The following is a 21,650-nucleotide window of genomic DNA, read 5'->3' on the forward strand; positions in this document are numbered from 1 at the left end:
GCGTGCACTATTGTGCATGTCAGAACATGAACGGTGCCCTCTTGTCCGAAACTCACGAAAAACGTCGCGAGAAGGTTGCTCCCGGGCCGAGCAATCAGGCTTCTACGAGCATGGCCTTCGCCGAGGCGGTCGGGCGGCTGGTGCGTCGTGGACGGGCCCGCCGTGGCATCACGCGCCGCCAACTGGCTGCCGATTCCGGCATTTCGGAGCGCTATCTGGCGCAGATCGAGGGCGGATACGGCAATCCCTCGCTGACCGTTTTGAAGGCCGTGGCGGATGCGCTGGAAAGCCCGATCACCGAGTTGCTTCCGCTCGACGACCGGCATGAACGGCTGAGCCGTATTGTCGAACTCGTCAACCGCCTCGCGCCGTCGGAATGGCCCGCGCTTGAAGGACTGATCGAAAACCGCATCCTGCAAAGCGCGAAGTCCGATCGCGCAAATCGGATTGCACTTGTGGGCTTGCGCGGCGCCGGCAAGTCGACGCTCGGCAAGATGCTCGCGCAACGACTGGGCTATCCGTTCGTGGAGCTCAATCGCGTGGTCGAGCAGGAATACGGCGCCAACATCTCCATGCTGATCGAGATGTCGGGGGTTTCGACCTTCCGCCGCTATGAGCGCGCATCGCTGGAGAAGGTAATTGGCAACAACGATAAGGTTGTGATCGCGACCGCAGGCGGGATCGTGTCGTCACCGGACACCTATGCGCTGCTGTTGCGCCGCGCGCATGCCGTGTGGGTCAAGGCGCAACCGCAGGAGCATATGAGCCGGGTGATGGCGCAAGGCGACATGCGTCCGATGTCCGAGAACAGAGAGGCCATGGCCGATCTCGTCGCCATCCTGGAAGCCCGTTCGCAGGATTATGCCCAGGCCGAGGCGCAACTCGACACCTCCGGCTTGACGGTCGAACAAAGCGCCGACCGGCTGTTTCGCCTGGTGCAGGAGTGGACGAAATGACGGCGCTTGCCGATCAGGGGCTGCTCGATCTGGGCCCGGAAACGCTGGAATATCGCATGATCGGGCCGCGTCCGGATGCGGCGCCAACGCTCGTCATGTTGCACGAGGGGCTCGGCTGCGTCGGCATGTGGGGCGACTTCCCGGACAAGCTTGCGGCCGCGACGGGCTGCGGCGTTTTCGTTTATTCGCGCGCCGGTTATGGCAAATCATCGCCAGTCCCGCTGCCGCGGCAGATCACCTATATGCATGAAGAGGCAAGTCAGAGCCTGCCGCGCTTGCTGGATGCGATCGGATTTCAGCGTGGCATTCTGGTCGGGCACAGCGACGGTGCGTCGATCGCGGCAATCTATGGCGGCAGTCATCAGGACCACAGAGTTCGCGGGCTGGTGCTGATGGCTCCGCACTTCATCGTCGAAGATGTCAGCGTGAGATCGATCGCGGCGGCGCGCGAGGCCTACAACGGCGCCGATCTGCGTACGCGCCTCGCCAAATATCACTCGAATGTGGATGTGGCGTTCCGTGGCTGGAATGATGTCTGGCTCGAGAACGACTTCCGGCAATGGGATATTTCGGAGGAGCTTGCCTACATCCGTGTGCCGATTCTGATCGTGCAGGGGGTGGACGATCAATATGGCACGGTGCGCCAGATCGAGATCGCGCAGGAGGAATGCTACTGCCCGGTCGACGTCGCGTTGCTGCCGGGTGTCAAACACAATCCCGCGCGCGAGGCGACTGACATCACGCTGCAGATGGTGTCGGATTTCGTCAGACGCATCCTGCGGAGCCACGAGACCGCTGCGTCTGCGGCATAATCGCGGCCACGGGCCGAAGCCGGAATCTTGATCGGTCTTGAAGGGCGGGGCCGGCGCGCGTCGGTTTGGAAACGTCCCAAGTTTCCGCTGGACTCTCGACCAACATGCACTATAGTGCATGTCAACAAACCAAGCGTAAAACGGGATTTCAGGGATGGCAGAACACGCCCGCAAGCTTGCTAACGGCTTGACTCGTATCGGTTTTGAGACCGAGCCCGCCCGCTACAAGCATTGGAAACTGTCGGTCGATGGCGATGTCGCCACGCTGGCGATGGACGTCGATGAGAACGGCGGCCTGTTCGAAGGATATCTTCTGAAGCTGAATTCCTACGACCTCGGTGTCGACATCGAACTTGCCGACGCGCTGCAGCGGCTGCGCTTCGAACATCCCGAGGTGAAGGTGATTCTGCTGCGGTCCGGCAAGCCGCGCGTGTTCTGCGCCGGCGCCAACATCCGCATGCTGGCGGGTTCGACCCATGCCGACAAGGTCAATTTCTGCAAATTCACCAACGAGACCCGCAACGGCATCGAAGATTCCAGTGAAAATTCAAAGCAGAAGACCATCTGCGTCGTGACCGGATCGTGCGCCGGCGGGGGTTATGAACTCGCATTGGCGGCGGATCACATCATGCTGGTGGATGACGGTTCGTCGGCGGTGTCGTTGCCCGAACTGCCGCTGCTCGCGGTGCTGCCCGGTACCGGCGGACTAACCCGCGTCACCGACAAGAGAAAAGTGCGCCGCGATCACGCCGACGTATTTTGCACGACGGAAGAAGGGGTCAAGGGCAAGCGCGCAGTCGACTGGCGCCTGGTCGACGAGGTGGTTGCGGCGCCGAAGCTGGAAGAGATCGTCGCGAGCCGCGCAAGAGAGTTCGCTGCAAGGTCGGACAGACCATCTGGCATCAGCGGCATTGCTTTGACCCCACTGAAGAAGAAGTGGAGTGGCGACACCTGCGACTATCAATCCGTGACCGTGGCCATCGACCGCCCGGCGCGCACCGCCACCATCACGCTGCGCGGACCCGATCTGCCGCCGCCGGTAACGCTCGAAGAAATGGCAAAGCTCGGCGCCGAATTCTGGCCGCTGCGGCTTGCTCGCGAACTGGACGACGCAATCCTCGATCTGCGCACCAACGAGGGCGAGATCGCCGTGATCGTTTTCAAGTCGGAAGGCGATCCGGCGCAGGTGCTGGCCTATGACGCCTTCCTCGAAGCCAACCAGTCGAACTGGCTCGCGCGCGAGATCCGCCTGTACTGGAAGCGCGTGCTGAAGCGCGTCGATCTCACCTCGCGCTCTTTGGTCGCGATCATCGAGCCGGGCTCGTGCTTCGCCGGCACGCTCGCCGAGATCCCGTTCGCCTGCGACCGCTCCTACATGCTGATCGGTCAGCTCAATGGCGGCAACCGTGCACCCGCCGCGATCGCGCTGAGCGAAGCCAATTTCGGACCTTATCCGATGCCGAACGGCATCAGCCGTCTGGAGAGCCGCTTCCTTGATGACAAGGCCTCGCTCGACAAGGCGAAGGCCGCGATCGGCACGATGCTGGAGGCGGAAGAAGCCGAAAAGCTCGGCCTCGTCACCTTCGCCTATGACGACATCGACTGGGACGACGAGATCCGCATCTTCCTGGAAGAGCGCGCCAGCTTCTCGCCCGACGGCCTTACCGGCCTCGAAGCCAATCTGCGCTTTGGCGGGCCCGAGACCATGGAATCGAAAATCTTTGCGCGCCTGACCGCATGGCAGAACTGGATCTTCCAGCGCCCGAACGCGGTTGGCGAGGAGGGCGCGTTGCGCCGTTATGGCAGCGGCCAGAAGCCGGTATTCGATACGCGGCGCGTGTAAGCAAGAAATCAGAGGAGCGTCCCATGAACTTCATGAATGTCGACTACTCGACCCGCATCCCCAACAATGTCGGGCTCACCGAGGACGCGCGTGTCCTGAAGGCGCTGGAGACCTGGCATCCCGGCTATCTGAGCTGGTGGCAGGACATGGGACCGGAAGGCTTCCAGCAATCGCTGGTCTATCTGCGCACCGCGGTCTCGGTCGATCCGAAGGGCTGGGCCAAGTTCGACTACGTGAAGATGCCTGACTATCGCTGGGGCGTGCTGCTTGCTCCCGCGGAAGAAGGCCGCAAGGTCAATTTCGGCCAGCATCTCGGCGAGCCGGCGTGGCAGGAAGTGCCGGGCGAGCATCGTGCGCTGCTGCGCCGCCTGATCGTGATCCAGGGCGACACCGAGCCGGCTTCGGTCGAACAGCAGCGCCATCTCGGCAAGACCGCGCCGTCGCTCTACGACATGCGCAACCTGTTCCAGGTCAATGTCGAGGAAGGCCGCCATCTGTGGGCGATGGTCTATCTGCTGCACAAGTATTTCGGCCGCGACGGCCGCGAAGAGGCCGATGATCTCCTGCGCCGCCGTTCCGGCTCGGCCGAAGCGCCGCGCATGCTCGGCGCCTTCAACGAGGCGACGCCGGACTGGCTGTCCTTCTTCATGTTCACATTCTTCACCGACCGCGACGGCAAGATGCAGCTCGAAAGCCTTGCACAGTCGGGCTTCGATCCGTTGTCGCGCACCTGCCGCTTCATGCTGACCGAGGAAGCGCATCATATGTTCGTCGGCGAGACCGGCATCTCCCGCACCGTGCAGCGCACCTGCGAGGCGATGAAGCAAGCCGGCATCGAGGATCCGAACGAGATCGAGAAGGTGCGCAAGCTCGGCGTGATCGATCTGCCCACCATCCAGAAGAAGCTGAACCTGCATTACTCGCTGTCGCTCGACCTGTTCGGCTCCGAGGTTTCGACCAACGCCGCCAACGCCTACAACAACGGCATCAAGGGCCGCTATCAGGAGACCCGGATCCAGGACGATCATCGTCTCACCAACGACACCTATCCGGTGCTGAAGATGGTCGATGGCCAGATCAAGCGGGTCGACGAGCCGGCGCTGACCGCACTCAACATGCGGCTGCGTGATGACTACACCGCGGACTGCGCCAAGGGCGTCGAACGCTGGAACAAGGTGATCGAGAAGGCAGGCGTGAACTTCCGGCTCGAATTGCCGCATGTCGCCTTCCATCGCCATGTCGGCGAGTTCAAGGACGTGCATGCCACGCCGACGGGCGTCATTCTCAGCGATGCCGAATGGGCAAAGCAGCGCGACAATTATCTGCCGTCGAAGGCCGACGGCGATTTCATCGAAGCGCTGATGAAGCCGGTAATCGAACCCGGCAAGTTTGCCGGCTGGATCTCGCCGCCCAAGGTCGGCATCGACAACAAGCCGGGCGATTTCGAATATGTGAGGATCGCGGCGTAGCTGCAATGTACACCCCTTGCCCTCCCCCTTGTGGGGAGGGCCGATCGACTGAGCGCAGCGAAGGAGATCGGGGTGGGGGTGATAGTGATTGGATCGCAAGGACACCCCGGAGTTCGAAACGGCTACCCCCACCCCGCCTGCTGCGCTTAGCCTAGCAGGCGACCCTCCCCACAAGGGGGAGGGTAAGAAGCGCCGTGCATCGCTCACGAGCAGACACATGGACGCAACCACAACCCCATCACCCCACAAGCAGCATCTCATCGATCCCGAGATCTGCATCCGTTGCAACACCTGCGAGGAAACCTGCCCGGTCGATGCGATCACGCACGACGACAACAACTATGTCGTCGACGCGACAAAGTGCAATTTCTGTCTCGACTGCATATCGCCATGCCCGACCGGCTCGATCGACAACTGGCGGATCGTGGCGAGCGCCTATTCGGTCGAGGAGCAGTTCGGGTGGGAGGAATTGCCGGCGCAGGAGGAGATTGCAGCAGGCGAGACCGGAGCCGAGGCGGAAGACGACGAAGCGGCCAGGCTGATCGCGGAGGCTCATGCCGGCAGCGGCGGCAAGAGCATTGCACCGAAATCCGCCAGCAAGCCGACGATCAATCTCTACAATCGCAGCCGGCCGGCGATGGCGACCGTCACCGGTAATTTCCGCCTGACCGCAACGGATGCGGACAATGACGTCCGCCATATCATTCTCGATTTTGGCGACACCACGTTTCCGGTGCTGGAAGGCCAGAGCATCGGCATCATCCCGCCGGGTGCGGATCACAGCGGCAAACCGCATGTGATCCGGCTCTATTCGGTCGCCAGTTCGCGCGACGGCGAGCGGCCGAAGCACAACAATCTCGCGCTGACCGTCAAGCGCGAACCGCAGGGGCTGTGCTCGAACTATTTGTGCGACCTGAAGAAGGGCGACCGGGTGCAGGTGACGGGGCCGTTCGGCGCCACCTTCCTGATGCCGGACGATCCGTCTGCCAACATCATCATGATCTGCACCGGCACCGGTTCGGCGCCGTTCCGCGGCTTCACCGAGCGCAGGCGCCGCACCATGCGAGATGCGCCCGGGCGCATGATGATCTTTTTCGGCGCGCGGCGGCCCGAGGAGTTGCCGTATTTCGGGCCGTTGCAGAAAGTGCCGGACGGCCTGTTGCGCAAGTTCTTTGCGTATTCACGCGTGCCGGGAGAACCGAAGACCTATGTGCAGGATCGCATGCGTGCGACGCCCGGCGAGGTGTCGACTTTTCTGAAACATGAAAAGACGCACATCTATATTTGCGGCCTGAAGGGCATGGAAGCCGGCGTTGACGAAGCGCTGGCCGATATCTGCCGCGGCTCCGGCATGGACTGGGCCGAATTGCGCCAGGCCATGCGCGCGCAGGGCCGCTATCACGTCGAGACGTATTAGACACGTCGAGCCGCGGCGTTCGCTAGGCTGTCATCGCCCGCCAACGGGTCCGCGCCAAGCGCGGCCCGATGACAGGCTCCGGCGGGCGATCCAGCAATCACATTCCGGCATGAGCATACTGGGATGCCCCGCCTTCGCGGGGCATGACATGTGTCTAAAGCCCGGCCATGACGACATGGTTGGCGCATGCTACGCTGCTCCCTACGACATGGCGGTAAGCCATGCGCCGGCGTCACAAGCCGTGAGTAACGAGGAAACCCAGGGGAAGACCCGCATGAAAACCCGATTCGGTCGGCGCGCGTTCCCGCTCGCCATGTTGGCGCTTTGCATGACCGCAGGCGCAGCCTTTGCCCAGGACTGGCCAGCGAAACCCATCACCGCCGTGGTGCCGCTTGGCGCCGGCAGCGCCAGCGACATCGTCGCGCGGGTGGTGATGGATCAGGTGAGCAGGCAGGTCGGGCAACCGATCGTTGTCGAGAACCGGCCCGGCGCCGGCGGAACCATCGGTGCCAACCTGGTCGCGAAGTCCGCAGCGGACGGCTATACGATCCTGATCTATGGCGCACTCAACACCGCACATGCGATGCATTCGAAGCTGCCTTACGACACGTTCAAGGATTTCGTCCCGGTGATTGCGCTCGGGCAGCAGCCGCTGGTGATCGTCACCTCGCCCGGCAAAGGCTACAAGACGCTCAAGGACATGATCGCCGCCGGAAAGGCGAAGCCGGGCTTGCTGAATTATTCGTCCGTGGGTGTCGGATCGGCGTCGCATTTCGGGGCGGAGCGTTTGCGCACGGCCGCGGGCTTCCAGGCGCAGCACCTTCCGTTCAAGGGCGCGGCCGAAGCGGTGACGGACGTGGTGGCGGACCGCTCGGATTTCAGCGTGCAATTGACCGCAACGACGCTGCCGCTGATCAAGGACGGCAAGCTGGTCCCGCTCGCGGTCAGTGCACACAAGCGGATTCCGGCACTGCCGGACACGCCGACTACCGTCGAGCTCGGGCTGCCGCCGGAATCGGTCTATCCATTCTACACGGGTGTGTTCGTGCCGGCCAACACGCCGTCGGCGGTGGTCGAACGCCTGCATCGGGAAATCGCAAAGGCGCTGGAAGCGCCCGCCGTGCAGACACGCTTTGCGCAGCTTGGCGTACAGCCGCTGCCCGGCAGCCAGGCCGCGTTCACGAAATTCTTCCACGACGACGTGAACGCAACGGTCGAACTGGCAAAGGCGGCGAACATCAAGCCGAATTAGCCGGCGAGCGATCCGGAGGTAATCGCCAGTCCGGGAATTGCCTTCACACGGTCTCTGGCGTTACGGAGCACGTCTCGTTCACGCTGCGGGAGCGACGGCAAATCTCCGTCCTGAAAGAAGCCCATGGCCCTCAGCGGGAGCGCAGGATCCCTATGATACATCTGCGCGAAACCGCTGAGGCTCCGCTCCAGCGATACGCCGGACGCCAGCAACGCGGCGATGTCGCTGTAATCCTTCGCCTCCGCGCGATCGAGAATTGCTTTCAGTTTTGTCGCCAGCAGGTCTTCAGGCGAGGCCACCAGCAGTACCGAATCCTGGGTTTCCAGCGGGTTGTTGATGCGCCCGATTCCCATGCCGCCGGAATAGGAACTCTTCACGTACCCATGGGAGGTTTGCGCGGTCGACAACGAGGGTTTTGACGCTCTCCTGAAGCGTCTCTGCGCCATGCATGAACGCAAAGGCCTGTTCGACATCGCCTTTGGCCAACGGCTGAGAACGGAAAAAATCGAAGTCGATCGAACTGCGATGGCCCAGATGAAGCGCCACAGCGGTGCCGCCATATAAGACGAAATCCAGTCTCCGCGCGGGTCCGAGTTGGGGCCAAAGCTTCTTTTGCGCGTCCGGAAGGGTGTCCAGCCTCGGTTCAAAGCGCCGGCGCATCGAACGATCTCCGAGGTGGCTCCTCAGGAAGCGTACGGCCGGTGGCAAGCGCGAGGCGCCCGCGCCAGAATTCCCATGACCGGTCGCTCAACCAGCCCGGCTGCGCATGCAACATCAGGTCGGCAAGCGCACCGGCGCCGATCGCGGTTTCAAGGCGGCGCACCTCTTCAAAGGGTGCCATATCCATCGCCTGAGCCAGGATGCGCGCACAACTGCGTGGCGAGCCGACAGGCTCCCACCAGAAATACTTCGTCTCCAGCTCTTTCGTGAGCGCCTCGGGCAACGCAATCTCGAAATCTGTCATCGCCCGCGCCCCGGCCTTGGAGCCGCCTACGCGTCCACGCTGGCCTGCAGCGCGTTCTCCTGGATGAAATCGCGGCGCGGCTCGACCAGTTCGCCCATTAGCTTGCTGAAAATGTCGTCGGCGTCGTCGCCTTCCTTCACCTTCACCTGCAGCAGCGAGCGGACATTGATGTCGAGGGTGGTTTCCCACAGCTGATCGGGGTTCATCTCGCCGAGACCCTTGTAGCGCTGCAAGGTGACGCCCTTGCGGCCGGCAGCGGTGACGGCGTCGAACAGGCCGACCGGGCCGTGGATCGCGATGGTCTCGTCCTTGCGCCGAAGCGAGCCGGGCTTGGCGTAAAGCTCCTGCAGCGATGGCGCATGCTCGTCGAGCTTGCGCGCATCCGCCGAGCCGAGCAACGCCTGGTCGATCACGGCGTATTCCTTGACGCCGCGCACCATCCGCTCGAAATGGAATCCGGCCTCGTCGAACCGGCCTACCCAGCCGCGCTCGGTTTCGTCGGCGAGCGCGTCGAGACGCCGTGCGATATAGGCAGCGGCCGCGCTTGCCGCCTCCGGATCGCTGGTGATCTGCGGCGTGAGTACGCCCGCGATCGCGGCCTGCTCGACGACCTTGCGGTTATAGCGGCTGTGCAGGCCGTTCAGCAGGTTGCGTACGATGCGCGCTTCCTCGATGACCCGCTTCAGGTCCGCTCCCGCGCGTTCGACGCCGTTCGCCGCCCGGAGCACCATTTCTTCGAGCCCGGTGCCGATCAGATAATCCTCGAGCGCGCGCTCGTCCTTCAGATATTGCTCGGACTTGCCGCGGTTCACCTTGTAGAGCGGCGGCTGAGCAATGTAGAGATGGCCGCGCTCGATCAAGTCCGCCATCTGCCGGTAGAAGAATGTCAGCAGCAGCGTGCGGATATGCGAGCCGTCGACATCCGCGTCGGTCATGATGATGATCTTGTGGTAGCGCAGCTTGTCGGGGTTGAATTCCTCGCGCCCGATGCCGGTGCCGAGCGCGGTGATCAGGGTGCCGATCTCCTGGCTGGACAGCATCTTGTCGAAGCGCGCGCGCTCGACATTCAGGATCTTGCCGCGCAGCGGCAGCACCGCCTGGAATTCGCGGTTGCGGCCCTGTTTCGCCGATCCGCCGGCGCTGTCGCCCTCGACGATGAACAGTTCGGACTTGGCCGGATCGCGTTCCTGACAATCGGCGAGCTTGCCCGGCAGCGACGACACGTCGAGCGCGCCCTTGCGGCGGGTCAATTCGCGCGCCTTGCGCGCGGCCTCGCGTGCGGCGGCGGCTTCCACCACCTTGCCGACGATGGTCTTGGCTTCGCCCGGATGAACTTCGAACCAGTCCTGCATCGCCTGATTGACGACGCTCTCGACCACCGGGCGCACTTCGGACGAGACCAGCTTGTCCTTGGTTTGCGAGGAGAATTTCGGATCGGGGACCTTGACCGAAAGAACCGCGGTCAGACCTTCGCGGCAATCGTCACCGGTGAGGTCGACCTTCTCCTTGCGGGCCGACCCCATGGTCTCGGCATATTGCGTCACCTGGCGCGTGAGCGCGCCGCGGAATCCGGCCAGATGCGTGCCGCCATCCCGCTGCGGGATGTTGTTGGTGAAACAGAGCACGTTCTCGTGGTAGCTGTCGTTCCACCACAGCGCGCATTCGACGGTGATGCCGTCGCGCTCGACGCGGATCGTGATCGGCTGCGGGATCAGCGGTGTCTTGTTGCGGTCGAGATACTTGACGAAGGCCTCGATGCCGCCGTCGTAGCGCATCTCTTCGCGCTTCTCGACCGCGTGACGCGCGTCGGTCAGCACCACCGTGACCCCGGAATTCAGGAAGGCCAGTTCGCGCAGCCGGTGCTCGAGCGTCGCGAAATCGAATTCGACCATGGTGAAGGTGTTGGGCGAGGGCAGGAAGGTGACTTCCGTCCCCTTGCGGCCGTCCGCCTTGCCGACGACCTTCAGCGGTGCCTGCGCCACGCCGTCGTGGAATTCCATGAAATATTCGTCGCCGTCGCGCCAGATCGTGAGCTTGAGCCAGGTCGACAGCGCGTTGACCACGGAGACGCCGACGCCATGCAGGCCGCCGGAAACCTTGTATGAATTCTGATCGAATTTTCCGCCGGCGTGGAGCTGGGTCATGATGACCTCGGCCGCCGACACGCCTTCACCCTTGTGAATGTCGACCGGGATGCCGCGACCGTTGTCGTGCACCGTGCAGGAGCCGTCAGGATTCAGCCTGACCAGCACCTCCGACGCATGCCCGGCCAGGGCCTCGTCGATCGCGTTGTCGACGACCTCATAGACCATGTGATGAAGGCCCGAGCCGTCGTCGGTGTCGCCGATATACATTCCCGGCCGCTTGCGCACGGCGTCGAGGCCCTTCAGGACCTTGATCGACTCGGCGTCATATCCGGCGGACGGATCGGGAGTGTTCTGGCGGGCGGGCTCGGCCATCAGGCAGCCTTCGAATCAGCGTGAAAAAGTGTCTGGGAACGGCTATTCGTTTGCCACGAAAAAACCGGGCCGTACAGGCCTATTTCGCGTGTCATAAGTAATTGAAAATCAACAATTTTCAAGCCTTCACGGAGCTGAAAAATAGGCCCCTTGCAGGCCCCTAACCCGATTAATTTTCGCGCTTGCTTGACAGCGGTTCGGCAGGGTCATTTTTCCTGTCGGGATCGGTATCGCCGGCCTTGCCAAGCTCGAATTTGGCGTTCAGTCGGTACTCAGGAACAGGCTGCGAGAATGTGGCCAGCGCCGTTGCCCAAATCTCCACGCGCGTCACGTCCTTGCGCAATCCGTCGATCGCCTCGTGCAGCTTGTCGCTGATATCTTCCGGTCCTGATTTCTTGCGTGCCATATCGCCCAGCCTTTCTCCGTCGCGGAGTCCCCTCTTCCTCTCCTCCGCAGAGTCAAAGCCTGACCTAGGGATCGGTTCCTGACGCGCGGTGCATGAATTCCGGGAACCAGGACCGTGCGCGCGTCCCCTGGGACCTCTCGGACGCTGCGCGACCCGGACGACAGCTAGGAACGCGACAGGATTCGCCCGGGCGCTACGTCGACGATCTGCGCGCGGTCCGCAATGTCGTTGAAAGCATGCGGGTCCGCGCCCGTCATCCAGACCTGCGCGCCGAGTTCGGAAAGCGCTTGGAACAACGCCTGTCGCCGGCCGGGATCGAGATGCGCCACCACTTCGTCAAGAAGGAGCACCGGCGCATGCCCGGTCATCTCCGCAAGCAGGCCGCCATGCGCCAGCACCAGCCGGATCAGGATGGCCTTCTGCTCGCCGGTCGAGGCATCCGCCGCCGCGATGGCCTTCGGGCCGTAAACCACATGCAGGTCGGTGAGATGAGGGCCATCGAGCGTGCGCCCTGCGGCGGCGTCGCGACCGCGACCCTCGCGCAGGATGGCGCGGTAGCGCTGCTCGACGGCGGACGCGGCTTGCGAGGCGAGCGCCTCTTCCATCCAGCCCTTCAGCGCAATCTCGGCGAATGGAAAAGCGGTCGCCGCGCCGCGGCTCGCGGCCAGAGTGCTCTGCAGCCGACCGACCGTCTCCGCGCGCAGGGCCGCGACCGCGACGGCGACCTCCGCGGTCTCGTGCTCGATTGCGTCCAGCCAATGCGGATCGGCATGCGCGTCCTCGAGCAGGCGATTGCGCGAGCGCAGCGCGCGCTCCAGGGCGGACACGCGGCCGGAATGCGTTGCATCGACCGCGAGCACCAGCCGGTCGAGAAACCGGCGCCGCTCGGAGGCGGGGCCGGCGAAAAGCCCGTCCATTGCCGGCGTCAGCCAGATGATCCGCAGGTGTTCCGAGAAGTCCGTGGCGGAGCCTGCCGGCTCGCGGTCGATCCGGTAAAGCCGGGTTGAGGCGTGTTCCTCCCCATGCGGCGCCTCGATGCCGGTGCCGAGCGTTGCGAGCCCGAGCGCACCTTCGATTTCCGCCGACACCGCCCAGGAGCCATCGCCTTCACCGAAGGCGACCTCGTCCAGCGTGGCGCGCCGCAGGCCACGGCCTGGCGCGAGAAAGGAAATTGCCTCGAGAATATTGGTCTTGCCGGCCCCATTCGGCCCGACCAGCACAACCGGGCGGTCACCGAGCGTCAGGCTGGCGGTGCGATAGCTGCGGAAATTCGACAGGTTCAGACGCAGGATGCGGGCGGCGGTCATTTCGTTCGTCATTCCGGGACGGCCTGAACGGCCCGACCCGGAATCCATGATCCCGGTTCATGAGTATGGATTCCGGGTTCGCCGCTTCGCCGCGCCCCCGGAATGACAACACTGCTACACCCGCATCGGCATCAGAACATACAGGGCTTTCCCGCCATCCTTGTCCTGTATCAGGGTGGGCGAGCCGGGGTCGGAGAGCTTCAGCACCGCGGTCTCGCCGTCGATCTGGGAGGCGATGTCGAGCAGATAGCGCGAGTTGAAGCCGATATCGAGCGGGTCGGAGTCATACTCGACCTCGAGTTCCTCGGTGGCGCTCCCGGAATCCGGATTGTTGACCGACAATGTCAGCTTGCCGCCGGCCAGAGCGAGCTTCACGGCGCGACCTCGTTCGCTCGATACGGTCGAGACACGGTCGACGGCGTGCTCGAACTCGTTCTTGTCCACCTGCAGGGTCTTGGAATTGCCGAGCGGGATGACCGGGGCATAATCGGGGAAGGTGCCGTCGATCAACTTCGAGGTCAGCACCACGTCACCGATGGTGAACCTGATTTTCGCGGTCGAGAGTTCGATCAGAAATTCCGCTTCGCTGTCTTCGATCAGGCGCTGAACTTCGCCGACGGTCTTGCGCGGCACGATCACACCCGGCATGCCCTTGGCACCGGAGGGCAGCGGAATCTCGAACTGCGCGAGACGATGGCCGTCGGTTGCGACCGCCCGCAACATCTCCGTCTTGTTGGTGATCGCGGTGTGCAGGAAAATGCCGTTCAGGTAGTAACGGGTCTCTTCGGTCGAGATCGCAAACTGGGTCTTGTCGATCATCTTCTTCAGATCGCCCGCCGGCAGCCTGAAGCTGTGGGTCATGTCGCCGGCATTCAGATCGGGGAAGTCGCTTTCGGGCAGAGTCTGCAGGGTGAAGCGCGAACGCCCGGCGCGGATCGTGAGCACGCCGCGATCGCCGGTGGCCTCGATCACGATCTGCGATCCGTCCGGCAGCTTGCGTACGATATCGTAGAACATATGCGCGGGAACCGTGGTCGCGCCGGCCGGCGAGACCTCGGCGGCGATCGCTTCGTTGACCTCGAGATCGAGGTCGGTGGCCTTGAGCGTCAGTTTGCCACGCTCGGCCCGGATCAGGATGTTGGCGAGAATGGGAATGGTGTTGCGCCGTTCGACCACGCGGTGAACGTGGCCGAGCGATTTAAGCAGTTGCGCGCGCTCGACGGTGACCTTCATGTCGCAAACCCTGGAGCGCCCGGACAGCGCCGCTGTGACCATGGCCGGCCGCCGGCGGGGTGCCGGACAGCCGGGGGGACGCGAAACTGCCGCGCCGGAACGATTTGAGCAAGCCCTATTCCTGCTGCAGATGCCGCTTCAGGGCATCGATTTCGTCGGCCAGCGACGCGTCGTTGCCGATCAGATTCTCGATCTTGCGCACGGCATGCAGCACGGTGGTGTGGTCGCGGCCGCCGAACCTGCGACCGATTTCCGGCAGCGACCGCAGCGTCAGCGTTTTTGCGAGATACATCGCGACCTGCCGGGGCCGGACGACGTTTGCGGTCCGGCGCGAGGACAACAGGTCGGAACGGCTGACATTGTATTGCCGGGCCACCACGCGCTGGATGTCCTCGATCTTCACCCGTTTGGGTTCCTGCGGGCGGATCAGGTCGCGCACCTCCCGCTCCGCCACTTCCATCGTGATCGGTTGCCCGGTGAGCTTGCTGAGCGCAAGCAGCCGGTTGAGCGCGCCTTCGAGATCGCGGCCGTTATGGGTGACGGATTTGGCGATGTAGGACACGACGGTGTCGGGGACTTCGAAGCCGGGATGATGCGCGCGCGCCGCCGCAATCCGGTTCTTCAGAATTTCGAAGCGCAATTCCTCGCCGAGCGGACCCATCTCCACGACCAGCCCGCCGGCGAGTCGCGACCGCACCCGGTCATCAAGCGTTTCGAGTTCGGAGGGCGGCCGGTCGGCCGCGATCACCACCTGACGGCCGGCATCGATCAGCGCGTTCAGCGTATGACAGAACTCGGCCTGCATGTTCTTGCCGGTCAGGAATTGCAGGTCGTCGATGACCAGGACGTCGATGCCGCGGAGCGCTTCCTTGAAGGCGATGGCGTTCTGGTTCTTCAACGCCGTCACAAACCCGTACATGAATTTTTCGGCGGTGAGATATTGCAGCTTGCGGTCGCCGCCCGCATTGCCGGCCCAGGTGATGGCCTGGAGCAGATGCGTCTTGCCGAGGCCCACTCCGGCATGGATGTAGAGCGGATTGAACATCACGAGGTCGCCACGCCGCGTCGCTGCAACCTGCTTTGCCGCTGCGTGCGTGAGTGTGTTGGAGCGCCCGATCACGAACGTCTCGAACGTGAGCCTCGGGTCCAGCGGCGATCCGCCGGAGGCTTCATGCGCAGCCGAGACCGGCGCCGGACTCAGGCGCAGCTCGGCGCCGTTGAGGCGATCGGCCTTCGGCTCACGAGCCGGCTCCGGTTGCTCCTCCATCCGGGGCCTGGCCGGCGGCGCCTTGATGGCGGCGGTCCGCACCGTCAGTTCGATGCGTTGTACGCAGCGCTCTTCGGCCTGCCAGCAGCGCAGGACACGATCGCTGTAATGGGACTGGATCCAGCTCTTCAGGAATCGCGTCGGCACCGACAGCCGCGCCGTGTCCTTCTCCACGCACTCCAGGTCCATGCGAGCGAACCAGCTTGAGAAAATATCTTCGCCAACTTCAGCCTTGAGCCGGCCCTTGACCCGGGACCAACGCTCTTGCTCCAGACTCGTCATTTCGGTCGCCTCTTCCCGAATGTCGAAAAACCGATGGATGAACTCGCGGCCAACGCGCAGCCCGCCGCGGGGACGGCTCTTGCAGATCGCAGCGTTGAACGAAAAAACGGGTGCGGAATCAGAATGACCCGACCGCAACGCGCGACAGCAAAGAGCGCGATCCCTAACCACCGTTTGGCGGAGAAGCAGCCCCCAGCGATCCGGTTGCAATCATCGTCTGCCGCAAGCGGTCCGCCGCGCCCGGCATCAGCCGGGCGAACTCCTGTTGTGTGACCGCATGATCGTCTTGCCGCTGTTCTGTCCGCAGCGACGCCTGTCGTATCCTGTGCCGCTTGTGACTGCGGCCTTTGTCGTTCGCCTGACCCGTCGTCATAACTCCCCCTGCCATCCGCGCGCCTCCACGCGGTGGTCCGATTCTTTGTCGACGTTAGAGTTCCGGGAGCTTCCTAGCGACACAGATACGATTACGCAGCGTCGCAAAGTTTAGCAGTGAATGTAGCGTCTAGTCCGTCGCACCCATGGCCAGATCAAGATATCGCCAGATCAAGATATGACCAGATCAAGATGATGAGAAATTCAAACACACCTCACCCGACCTCATCTTTCGTGAGTTTGAAAACAGACCATTTACTGAAGGCCGCCGCTGCAAGCGCGGCGGTTTTTTGAAGATACACGCGCCCCTCCGAACTGCAATACGTTTGTCAAAACACGACATTCGAAGAGCGCAGTTGTGGCCCAAAAGACAGCCTGTTTCGCCATTCTGTCATGACAACGTCTTGAATCCGCGTGAGCTTTTTTGGCGACTCCGGCGGCAACGCAATAATTCCGTATCGGATGGCGAAAGCCTGCAACTCGTCACTTTCAGCCGTACCGGAAGAGGGAATCGAAAGCCCCCGCGTTGCTATGTCTGTAAACCGTTACGTTTCCGATGTTTTTCGTGATCGAAATTCAACCCAGTGAGGGCGGTATCGCGCAGATTTCAAGGCGTATCGCGGCCGAATGACGGCCTCCGGCTAGGGGAGCGGATTTGACATTCGCTACCCACTCGGGCCGCGGGCTCGAAAAGCGAATGTCAAATCCAAAGCTCCACTAGAATCCAATACTTGCTAGTGGTCCTTTGATTCTAACATTCGGCAACAAAAAACCCGGCGCGAGCCGGGTTCTGCAACGTCACGGCGTTCGAAGGCCGATCTTAAGCTACTGAGCTATCTTGGCGATCCGGTGTGTCAGCCGCGATACCTTGCGGCTCGCCGTCTTCTTGTGAACGATGCCCTTCTGACTTGCGCGCATGATTTGCGGCTCCGCGGCATTCAGCGCTGCGAGTGCCGCAGCGCGATCGCCGCCGGTGATCGCCTCTTCGACCTTGCGGATATAGCCGCGCATCATCGAGCGGCGATGCTGATTGATCTCGGTGCGGCGTGCGATCACGCGCGTCTTCTTCTTGGCCGATTTCGTATTGGCCATGGAGCCCTCTATGTCATAGGTCCGGATGCAGCCTGTCGTGCGCCGGACGGGTGATTTCGGAAAAACGAGAGGCGGCGGATGCCCGCCGCCTCATTTGGCCGGGGTTATAGTCGCGAGACCGGGTTCCGTCAACGAACGAAACCGCCCCGGGACCCGGGTTTCAGGCCACTTTCCGGGCGCGTACGGCGTCATAGCCGCCGATAATGGCGGTCCGGTCGGCGGCCGAGGGCTCCGCCAGCGGCGGCTTCATGGTGGCCATTGCGGGGTCGTCATGGATATGGGCCAGCAGGGCCTTGATCCCGGACACCAGGGGCCGGCCATTGAACAGATTTCGAATGGCGACGGCGCGCTCCGACGCTTCCGCATCTCCCGACGACCAGGCCCGCTGGCAGAGGTCGGCGTTGCAATTCGCTGTCGCGGAAATGCAGCCGGCAAACACGCCCGACCGCGCCTCCAGCAATGCAGCCTCGGTCGAGGGGAACACGTCGAAGCCATCGGAGACCTTCGCGACCTCGCGCGCATAGGCCATGTCGCCGGATGAATCCTTCAGGCCGACGATGCGGTCGCGATGCGCGTCGAGCAGGCGGCGGATCAGCGCCACATGCCACGGCAGACCGGATTGCGCCGGGAAGTGATAGAGATAGAGCGGGATCGGCCTGTCGGCCGTCGCGCTGACGATTGCGTCGATATAGGCGACGAGGCCGTCGTCCGGCACACCCTTGTAATAGAACGGCGGCAGCAGCAGCGCCCCGGCAAATCCGAGTTCCGCGGCATGGCGGGTCAGCGCGATGGCATCCGACAAAGCCGCGGCACCGGTGCCGACCATCAGGCGCTGCATCGGCAGGCCGTTGTCGCGATACGCGCTCATCAGCCCGATGCGCTCCTCGCGCGAGAACGAGGTCGCCTCGCCGGTGGTGCCGAGCACGTTGAGCCCGTCGCAGCCATGATCGAGCAGGAAGCGCGCCAGCTTGAGCGAGCGGGCGTGGTCGGGCGCGCCGTCGGGAGCGATGATGGTGGCGACGGCGGCAACGACACCGCGCAGGGTTCGGTTGGTCATGGGTGTCTCCTGAAACGGGCGTCGTTCTAGCGCGACGGGGACGTCTCGCGAAGCGAAATCCATGACGATTGTGTCGAGCGATAGCGCCACTCGTCGGGCGATCCCTGATTGGCGCGCCCGTCAGCCTACATTCAGTCCGGCTCCGCCGCGCAACAGGCGGTGCCTCGCGGGCCGGTGCCGCAGTCCCGGCCGCTCTGCGGCGTGTCGATGTGGGTGATGAAGGGAAGGCAGAAACACAACCAGGAGCAGATCAGATTGGTGGTGTAGAAGCCTAAATTCTGTCCGGCGATTTTGATGTCACGGCCTGCCAGCCGGCGCAGCGCGTCCTCGTCCTGCGTGGAAATCGCCGCCAGCTCCGCAGGGCTGAGATCGAGGTCCTTGATCATCGATGCCCAGTCCCTCTGGTCGTAGAGAGATCTGCGGAATTTCTTGTCGGTGTTCAGCCGATCGAGAAACTTGTGCAGTGTTTTCTCAGACATTGGACTACTCCTCTCAAAGCGACGGCGATGAAGCGAGCGCAACTCCCTGGGTCGACGGTACAAGGCGCGGACCGTCCTGGGCCTGCGGAGCGGACACAACATCCGGCCGAAGGCGGCTCAACTCGCGAATGATCTTGTTCAGCGGACCGAACAGCAGATCCGAGCTGCTTGCCGCGCCTGAAAGCCGGAGCAGAAAGCTGCCGGCACCGGCATATCCGAGCATCAGGTCGGGGGAGACGGCTCCCTTGTCGTGCATCGCATACACGCCAGGCTGATCCGGAATCCGGAATCGCTGAAGGTGCCCCGCGCACGCGCGCGCCAATGCGAGCCATTGCGCGCCGCCAAGATCCTGATGGCAGTCGAGCATGAGGTGACCGGTGCCGCTGATGCCGTGGCAGATGCCTGCGCGCGTCTCGCCGGCCCGCTGTGCCGCGATCGCGCAGGCCGCGCCCTCCGCAGCCTCGCGATAGCGCCGGTCGGAAACGAGCGCGTCGAGCCAGAGGAAAAATTGGCCGACGCCTCCGGCGCCGTGACAATGAGCCTGCAGACCTTTCGCCGTGTCCTCGAGATGCCCGGGCCAGGTGAGATGCGCTGCAGTCGTCTCACATGGTTCGCCACCAGGACGCTGCGACGCGCAGGCGGCGCTCGAAAGCAGAAGATCGGCGGCGCCCCGTGCCGCTGCGATGTAGCGGTCCTCGCCAGTCGCGCAGCCCAGATAGGCCAGCGCAAGGCCGATCCCGGCACTTCCGTGAAGAAGACCGAGATGCGGCAGGACCGGGCCGCCTGGGGCCGCGGACGCCACGTCCCAATAGCAGCCCTGACCTTGCTTCGCGGTACTGGCCGTGTTCACCAGCCTGTCGCCGTGTTCCCGCGCCTCCGCCAGAAAGCCGGAATCGCGGGTAGCAGCGTACATGGCAAGCAGTCCGAGGATCGTGCCGCCGGTGCCGTACATGAGATCGCTTGTCAGTGCCGCGGCGCCGCGCAGGCGCCGCAGCCGCATGTCCGCGGCTGCGATGTAACCTGGCGCATCCAGCAGTTCCGACAGCCGCAGGAAGAAAAACGCGATGCCGGCCTCGCCGCTGTGGAATCCATGCTGCGCACGTCCGCGTCCCCATGCGGGACCCGCGACCCAGCGCGCGGCGGCGCGGGCGGCGTCGGCGTATCGCTCCTCACCGGTGGCCCGTGCCAGCTCGGCGAGGAAAAGGGCGATACCGGCTGCCCCCGCATAAAGGTCGGGGCTGTATTCGGTGCGTTCGACCCATTCGAAGCGCCGCTTCCAGCGCAAGCCCCCTGCATGTGACTCTGCGGCCTTGCACAGAGCGTCTCCGACCTCGCAAGCGAGGCCAAGCGCCTCGTCATTGCCGAGCGCGGAGGAAGCGGGGACAGTCTTCGTGCGATCTGCGACCGCCCGGGTGCGGCTCGAACAGCCGCCTTGCCTGGTCGCGATCTCACGCGCAGCATTCGCAAGCGCATCCCGTGCCTCGCGCATCGTTGCAAATCGCTGCGCGCGCTCCCAGGCCACGGCGCGATCGATGACACTGCAGAGCGCGGCCGGAAAGGACGGCTTGATCTGCGCGAGCGGTTTGCGCGGGAATGGTCGCAGAAAATCCTTGTCCTTCGGCATGGTCTCGAAGGCCTGGTCGCCGCCGGCCAGGTGATGCAGCACGGCGCCCCACGCGAAGATATCGTCGGCCGGATTCGGTGTTTGCCCCTCATACTGCTCGCGCGAGTAGAAGGGCGGCGTTCCGGTGCTCAGCGGCTCGCTGGTGTGTTCACGGTAGTTATGGGCGATGCCGAAATCGATCAGCCGATAATGCCCGTCCGGCGTCTTGAGCGTGTTGGCCGGCTTGAAATCGCGAAACACCAGGCCGATCTCGTGAAGCTGTGCCAGGGCTTCGGCGGTTGCGAGGCCGATGGCAACGACATCGTGGGGTTCGAGTCCCAGTTCGACCAGGTGCTCTTCGAACAGCACCCTGTCGAGCGCGACACCCTCGATATACTCGATCGCGATGTAGTGGTTTCCATCATTCTGAAAGCTGTCGTAGAAGCGCGGAATGACCGGGTGGCCGGCGTAGCGCGTCAGGATGTGCTGCTCGTTGCTGGCCCAGTCGAGCGCATCGCGGCCTTTCTGGTCGAGCCCGACATCGTGCCAGGACTCCTTGAGAAGACAGATGCGAGCCGGCTCGGCGAGAACGTCGATCGCGCGAAAAATTCCGCCGCGCGGGCTCTGTGCCAGGGCGTCAAACACGAGATAGCGACCGTTGAGAAGCGGTCCGCGTGCCGGTGCCGCGACGCGAATGCCGGCGGCCTCGAACGGGTCGATGATCGAGGGATCCGGCGGCTGATAATAGGTGAGACGGACATCCTCGGTGAACCGGCCTGCGGGATCGAGCAGGTCGAAGCCGGTGTCGGCTTCGCTGCCGCCGTCGCGGCGCATGGTTCCATACCGGTAATGCACGAGGCTGCCCGGCCGAAGCGAACGGTCAGTCGGGACCCTTGGGCCGCGATGGCCGTTCGTGGCCTCGTCCAATGCGACTGCCAGGCGGACCGCCTGCGCATCGTCGCTCGGATAGACCGTGATGAACTTGCCGATCTGGGAGATGCCCAACAAGCCGCTGTTGAGCGCACCCAGCAGGCTCATGGTGTTCACCACCTTGAACCGCGCTCCGTCCGGCAGCAGCACGTCAAGCACCTTTTCGAGCACCGCAGCCGCCGCCGGCGGCGTTGCCGAGACGTGCAGCTTCCATCCCTGATCCGGCCAGGGCCCGATGCCGAACGACTGCTGGCTGAACTTTTCGTCGTGCGTTGCCCAGGGGACGCGCCGGTTGAGGATCGCGCGAATCGTGTCCTGTTCGGTCAACGGCTCATGGCGAGACGACGGGTTGACCGGAGCATCAAGCATGAATGGCACACGGGGTTTACGGTAGACCCAGCGTACCGTTCAGTGCTTGATCAAAGATGGTCGAACGGCGTGCGCATTCGA

17 protein-coding genes and 1 pseudogene are annotated in these 21,650 nt (G+C 63.5%); 6 read left to right on the top strand and 12 right to left on the bottom strand.

Annotated elements, in window-relative coordinates; all coding sequences use genetic code 11:
- The first annotated feature begins 110 nt into the window (after nt 1-110).
- The 6 genes from AB7F49_RS08680 to AB7F49_RS08705 all read left to right on the top strand — a co-directional run bounded on the left by AB7F49_RS08680 (nt 111) and on the right by AB7F49_RS08705 (nt 7,749).
- A complete protein-coding gene (locus tag AB7F49_RS08680; RefSeq protein WP_428521437.1) occupies nt 111-956 on the top strand; it encodes a helix-turn-helix transcriptional regulator in 846 nt (281 codons plus the stop codon).
- On the top strand, nt 953-1,768 hold the full coding sequence (locus tag AB7F49_RS08685; RefSeq protein WP_428521438.1) for an alpha/beta fold hydrolase: 816 nt from the start codon (nt 953-955) through the stop codon (nt 1,766-1,768). The genes AB7F49_RS08680 and AB7F49_RS08685 overlap by 4 nt, the downstream gene beginning before the upstream one ends.
- A 154-nt stretch (nt 1,769-1,922) precedes the next feature.
- Entirely contained in the window at nt 1,923-3,611 is a 1,689-nt protein-coding gene (gene boxC / locus AB7F49_RS08690; protein ID WP_428521439.1) for a 2,3-epoxybenzoyl-CoA dihydrolase, read from the top strand.
- Between the two features lie 23 nt (nt 3,612-3,634).
- Nucleotides 3,635-5,080, top strand: a complete 1,446-nt coding sequence (gene boxB, locus AB7F49_RS08695) for a benzoyl-CoA 2,3-epoxidase subunit BoxB (protein WP_428521440.1) — start codon at nt 3,635-3,637, stop codon at nt 5,078-5,080.
- Between the two features lie 217 nt (nt 5,081-5,297).
- On the top strand, nt 5,298-6,497 hold the full coding sequence (gene boxA, locus AB7F49_RS08700; protein WP_428521441.1) for a benzoyl-CoA 2,3-epoxidase subunit BoxA: 1,200 nt from the start codon (nt 5,298-5,300) through the stop codon (nt 6,495-6,497).
- Between the two features lie 274 nt (nt 6,498-6,771).
- Nucleotides 6,772-7,749, top strand: coding sequence for a Bug family tripartite tricarboxylate transporter substrate binding protein (locus AB7F49_RS08705; RefSeq protein WP_428521442.1), 978 nt, complete (start codon nt 6,772-6,774; stop codon nt 7,747-7,749).
- On the opposite strand, the gene AB7F49_RS08710 is transcribed toward AB7F49_RS08705, so the two are convergent.
- From AB7F49_RS08710 to AB7F49_RS08765, 12 genes and pseudogenes are all read right to left on the bottom strand, one after another.
- On the bottom strand, nt 7,746-8,156 hold the full coding sequence (locus tag AB7F49_RS08710; protein WP_428521469.1) for a nucleotidyl transferase AbiEii/AbiGii toxin family protein: 411 nt from the start codon (nt 8,154-8,156) through the stop codon (nt 7,746-7,748). The two genes, AB7F49_RS08705 and AB7F49_RS08710, sit on opposite strands and share 4 nt — an antisense overlap.
- A gap of 49 nt (nt 8,157-8,205) precedes the next feature.
- Nucleotides 8,206-8,409 (bottom strand): annotated as a pseudogene (locus AB7F49_RS08715) (nucleotidyl transferase AbiEii/AbiGii toxin family protein); the annotation flags it as partial.
- A complete protein-coding gene (locus AB7F49_RS08720; RefSeq protein ID WP_428521443.1) occupies nt 8,393-8,713 on the bottom strand; it encodes a hypothetical protein in 321 nt (106 codons plus the stop codon). The gene AB7F49_RS08720 and the pseudogene AB7F49_RS08715, both read right to left, overlap by 17 nt.
- Nucleotides 8,714-8,739: 26 nt before the next feature.
- Nucleotides 8,740-11,172 (bottom strand): DNA topoisomerase (ATP-hydrolyzing) subunit B, encoded by a 2,433-nt coding sequence (gyrB, locus tag AB7F49_RS08725; RefSeq protein WP_428521444.1) that lies wholly within the window; start codon nt 11,170-11,172, stop codon nt 8,740-8,742.
- 169 nt (nt 11,173-11,341) lie between these two features.
- Entirely contained in the window at nt 11,342-11,578 is a 237-nt protein-coding gene (locus tag AB7F49_RS08730) for a hypothetical protein (RefSeq protein WP_428521445.1), read from the bottom strand.
- 164 nt (nt 11,579-11,742) lie between these two features.
- A complete protein-coding gene (gene recF / locus AB7F49_RS08735) occupies nt 11,743-12,885 on the bottom strand; it encodes a DNA replication/repair protein RecF (protein ID WP_428521446.1) in 1,143 nt (380 codons plus the stop codon).
- Nucleotides 12,886-12,999: 114 nt separating this feature from the next.
- On the bottom strand, nt 13,000-14,118 hold the full coding sequence (gene dnaN / locus AB7F49_RS08740; protein WP_428521470.1) for a DNA polymerase III subunit beta: 1,119 nt from the start codon (nt 14,116-14,118) through the stop codon (nt 13,000-13,002).
- A 115-nt stretch (nt 14,119-14,233) separates the two neighbouring features.
- Complete coding sequence (gene dnaA / locus AB7F49_RS08745; protein ID WP_428521447.1) at nt 14,234-15,667, bottom strand: chromosomal replication initiator protein DnaA; 1,434 nt, start codon at nt 15,665-15,667, stop codon at nt 14,234-14,236.
- 1,197 nt (nt 15,668-16,864) lie between these two features.
- On the bottom strand, nt 16,865-17,131 hold the full coding sequence (gene rpsT, locus AB7F49_RS08750; RefSeq protein ID WP_428521448.1) for a 30S ribosomal protein S20: 267 nt from the start codon (nt 17,129-17,131) through the stop codon (nt 16,865-16,867).
- Nucleotides 17,132-17,291: 160 nt separating this feature from the next.
- Complete coding sequence (locus tag AB7F49_RS08755; RefSeq protein ID WP_428521449.1) at nt 17,292-18,188, bottom strand: dihydrodipicolinate synthase family protein; 897 nt, start codon at nt 18,186-18,188, stop codon at nt 17,292-17,294.
- Between the two features lie 131 nt (nt 18,189-18,319).
- Nucleotides 18,320-18,667 carry a hypothetical protein gene (locus AB7F49_RS08760; protein ID WP_428521450.1) on the bottom strand — a complete coding sequence of 116 codons (348 nt, stop codon included), beginning with the start codon at nt 18,665-18,667 and terminating at the stop codon, nt 18,320-18,322.
- A 13-nt stretch (nt 18,668-18,680) separates the two neighbouring features.
- Entirely contained in the window at nt 18,681-21,569 is a 2,889-nt protein-coding gene (locus AB7F49_RS08765) for a lanthionine synthetase LanC family protein (RefSeq protein ID WP_428521451.1), read from the bottom strand.
- Nucleotides 21,570-21,650: the final 81 nt, after the last annotated feature.

The organism is Pseudorhodoplanes sp. (assembly GCF_050250235.1).
Lineage (GTDB): Bacteria > Pseudomonadota > Alphaproteobacteria > Rhizobiales > Xanthobacteraceae > Pseudorhodoplanes.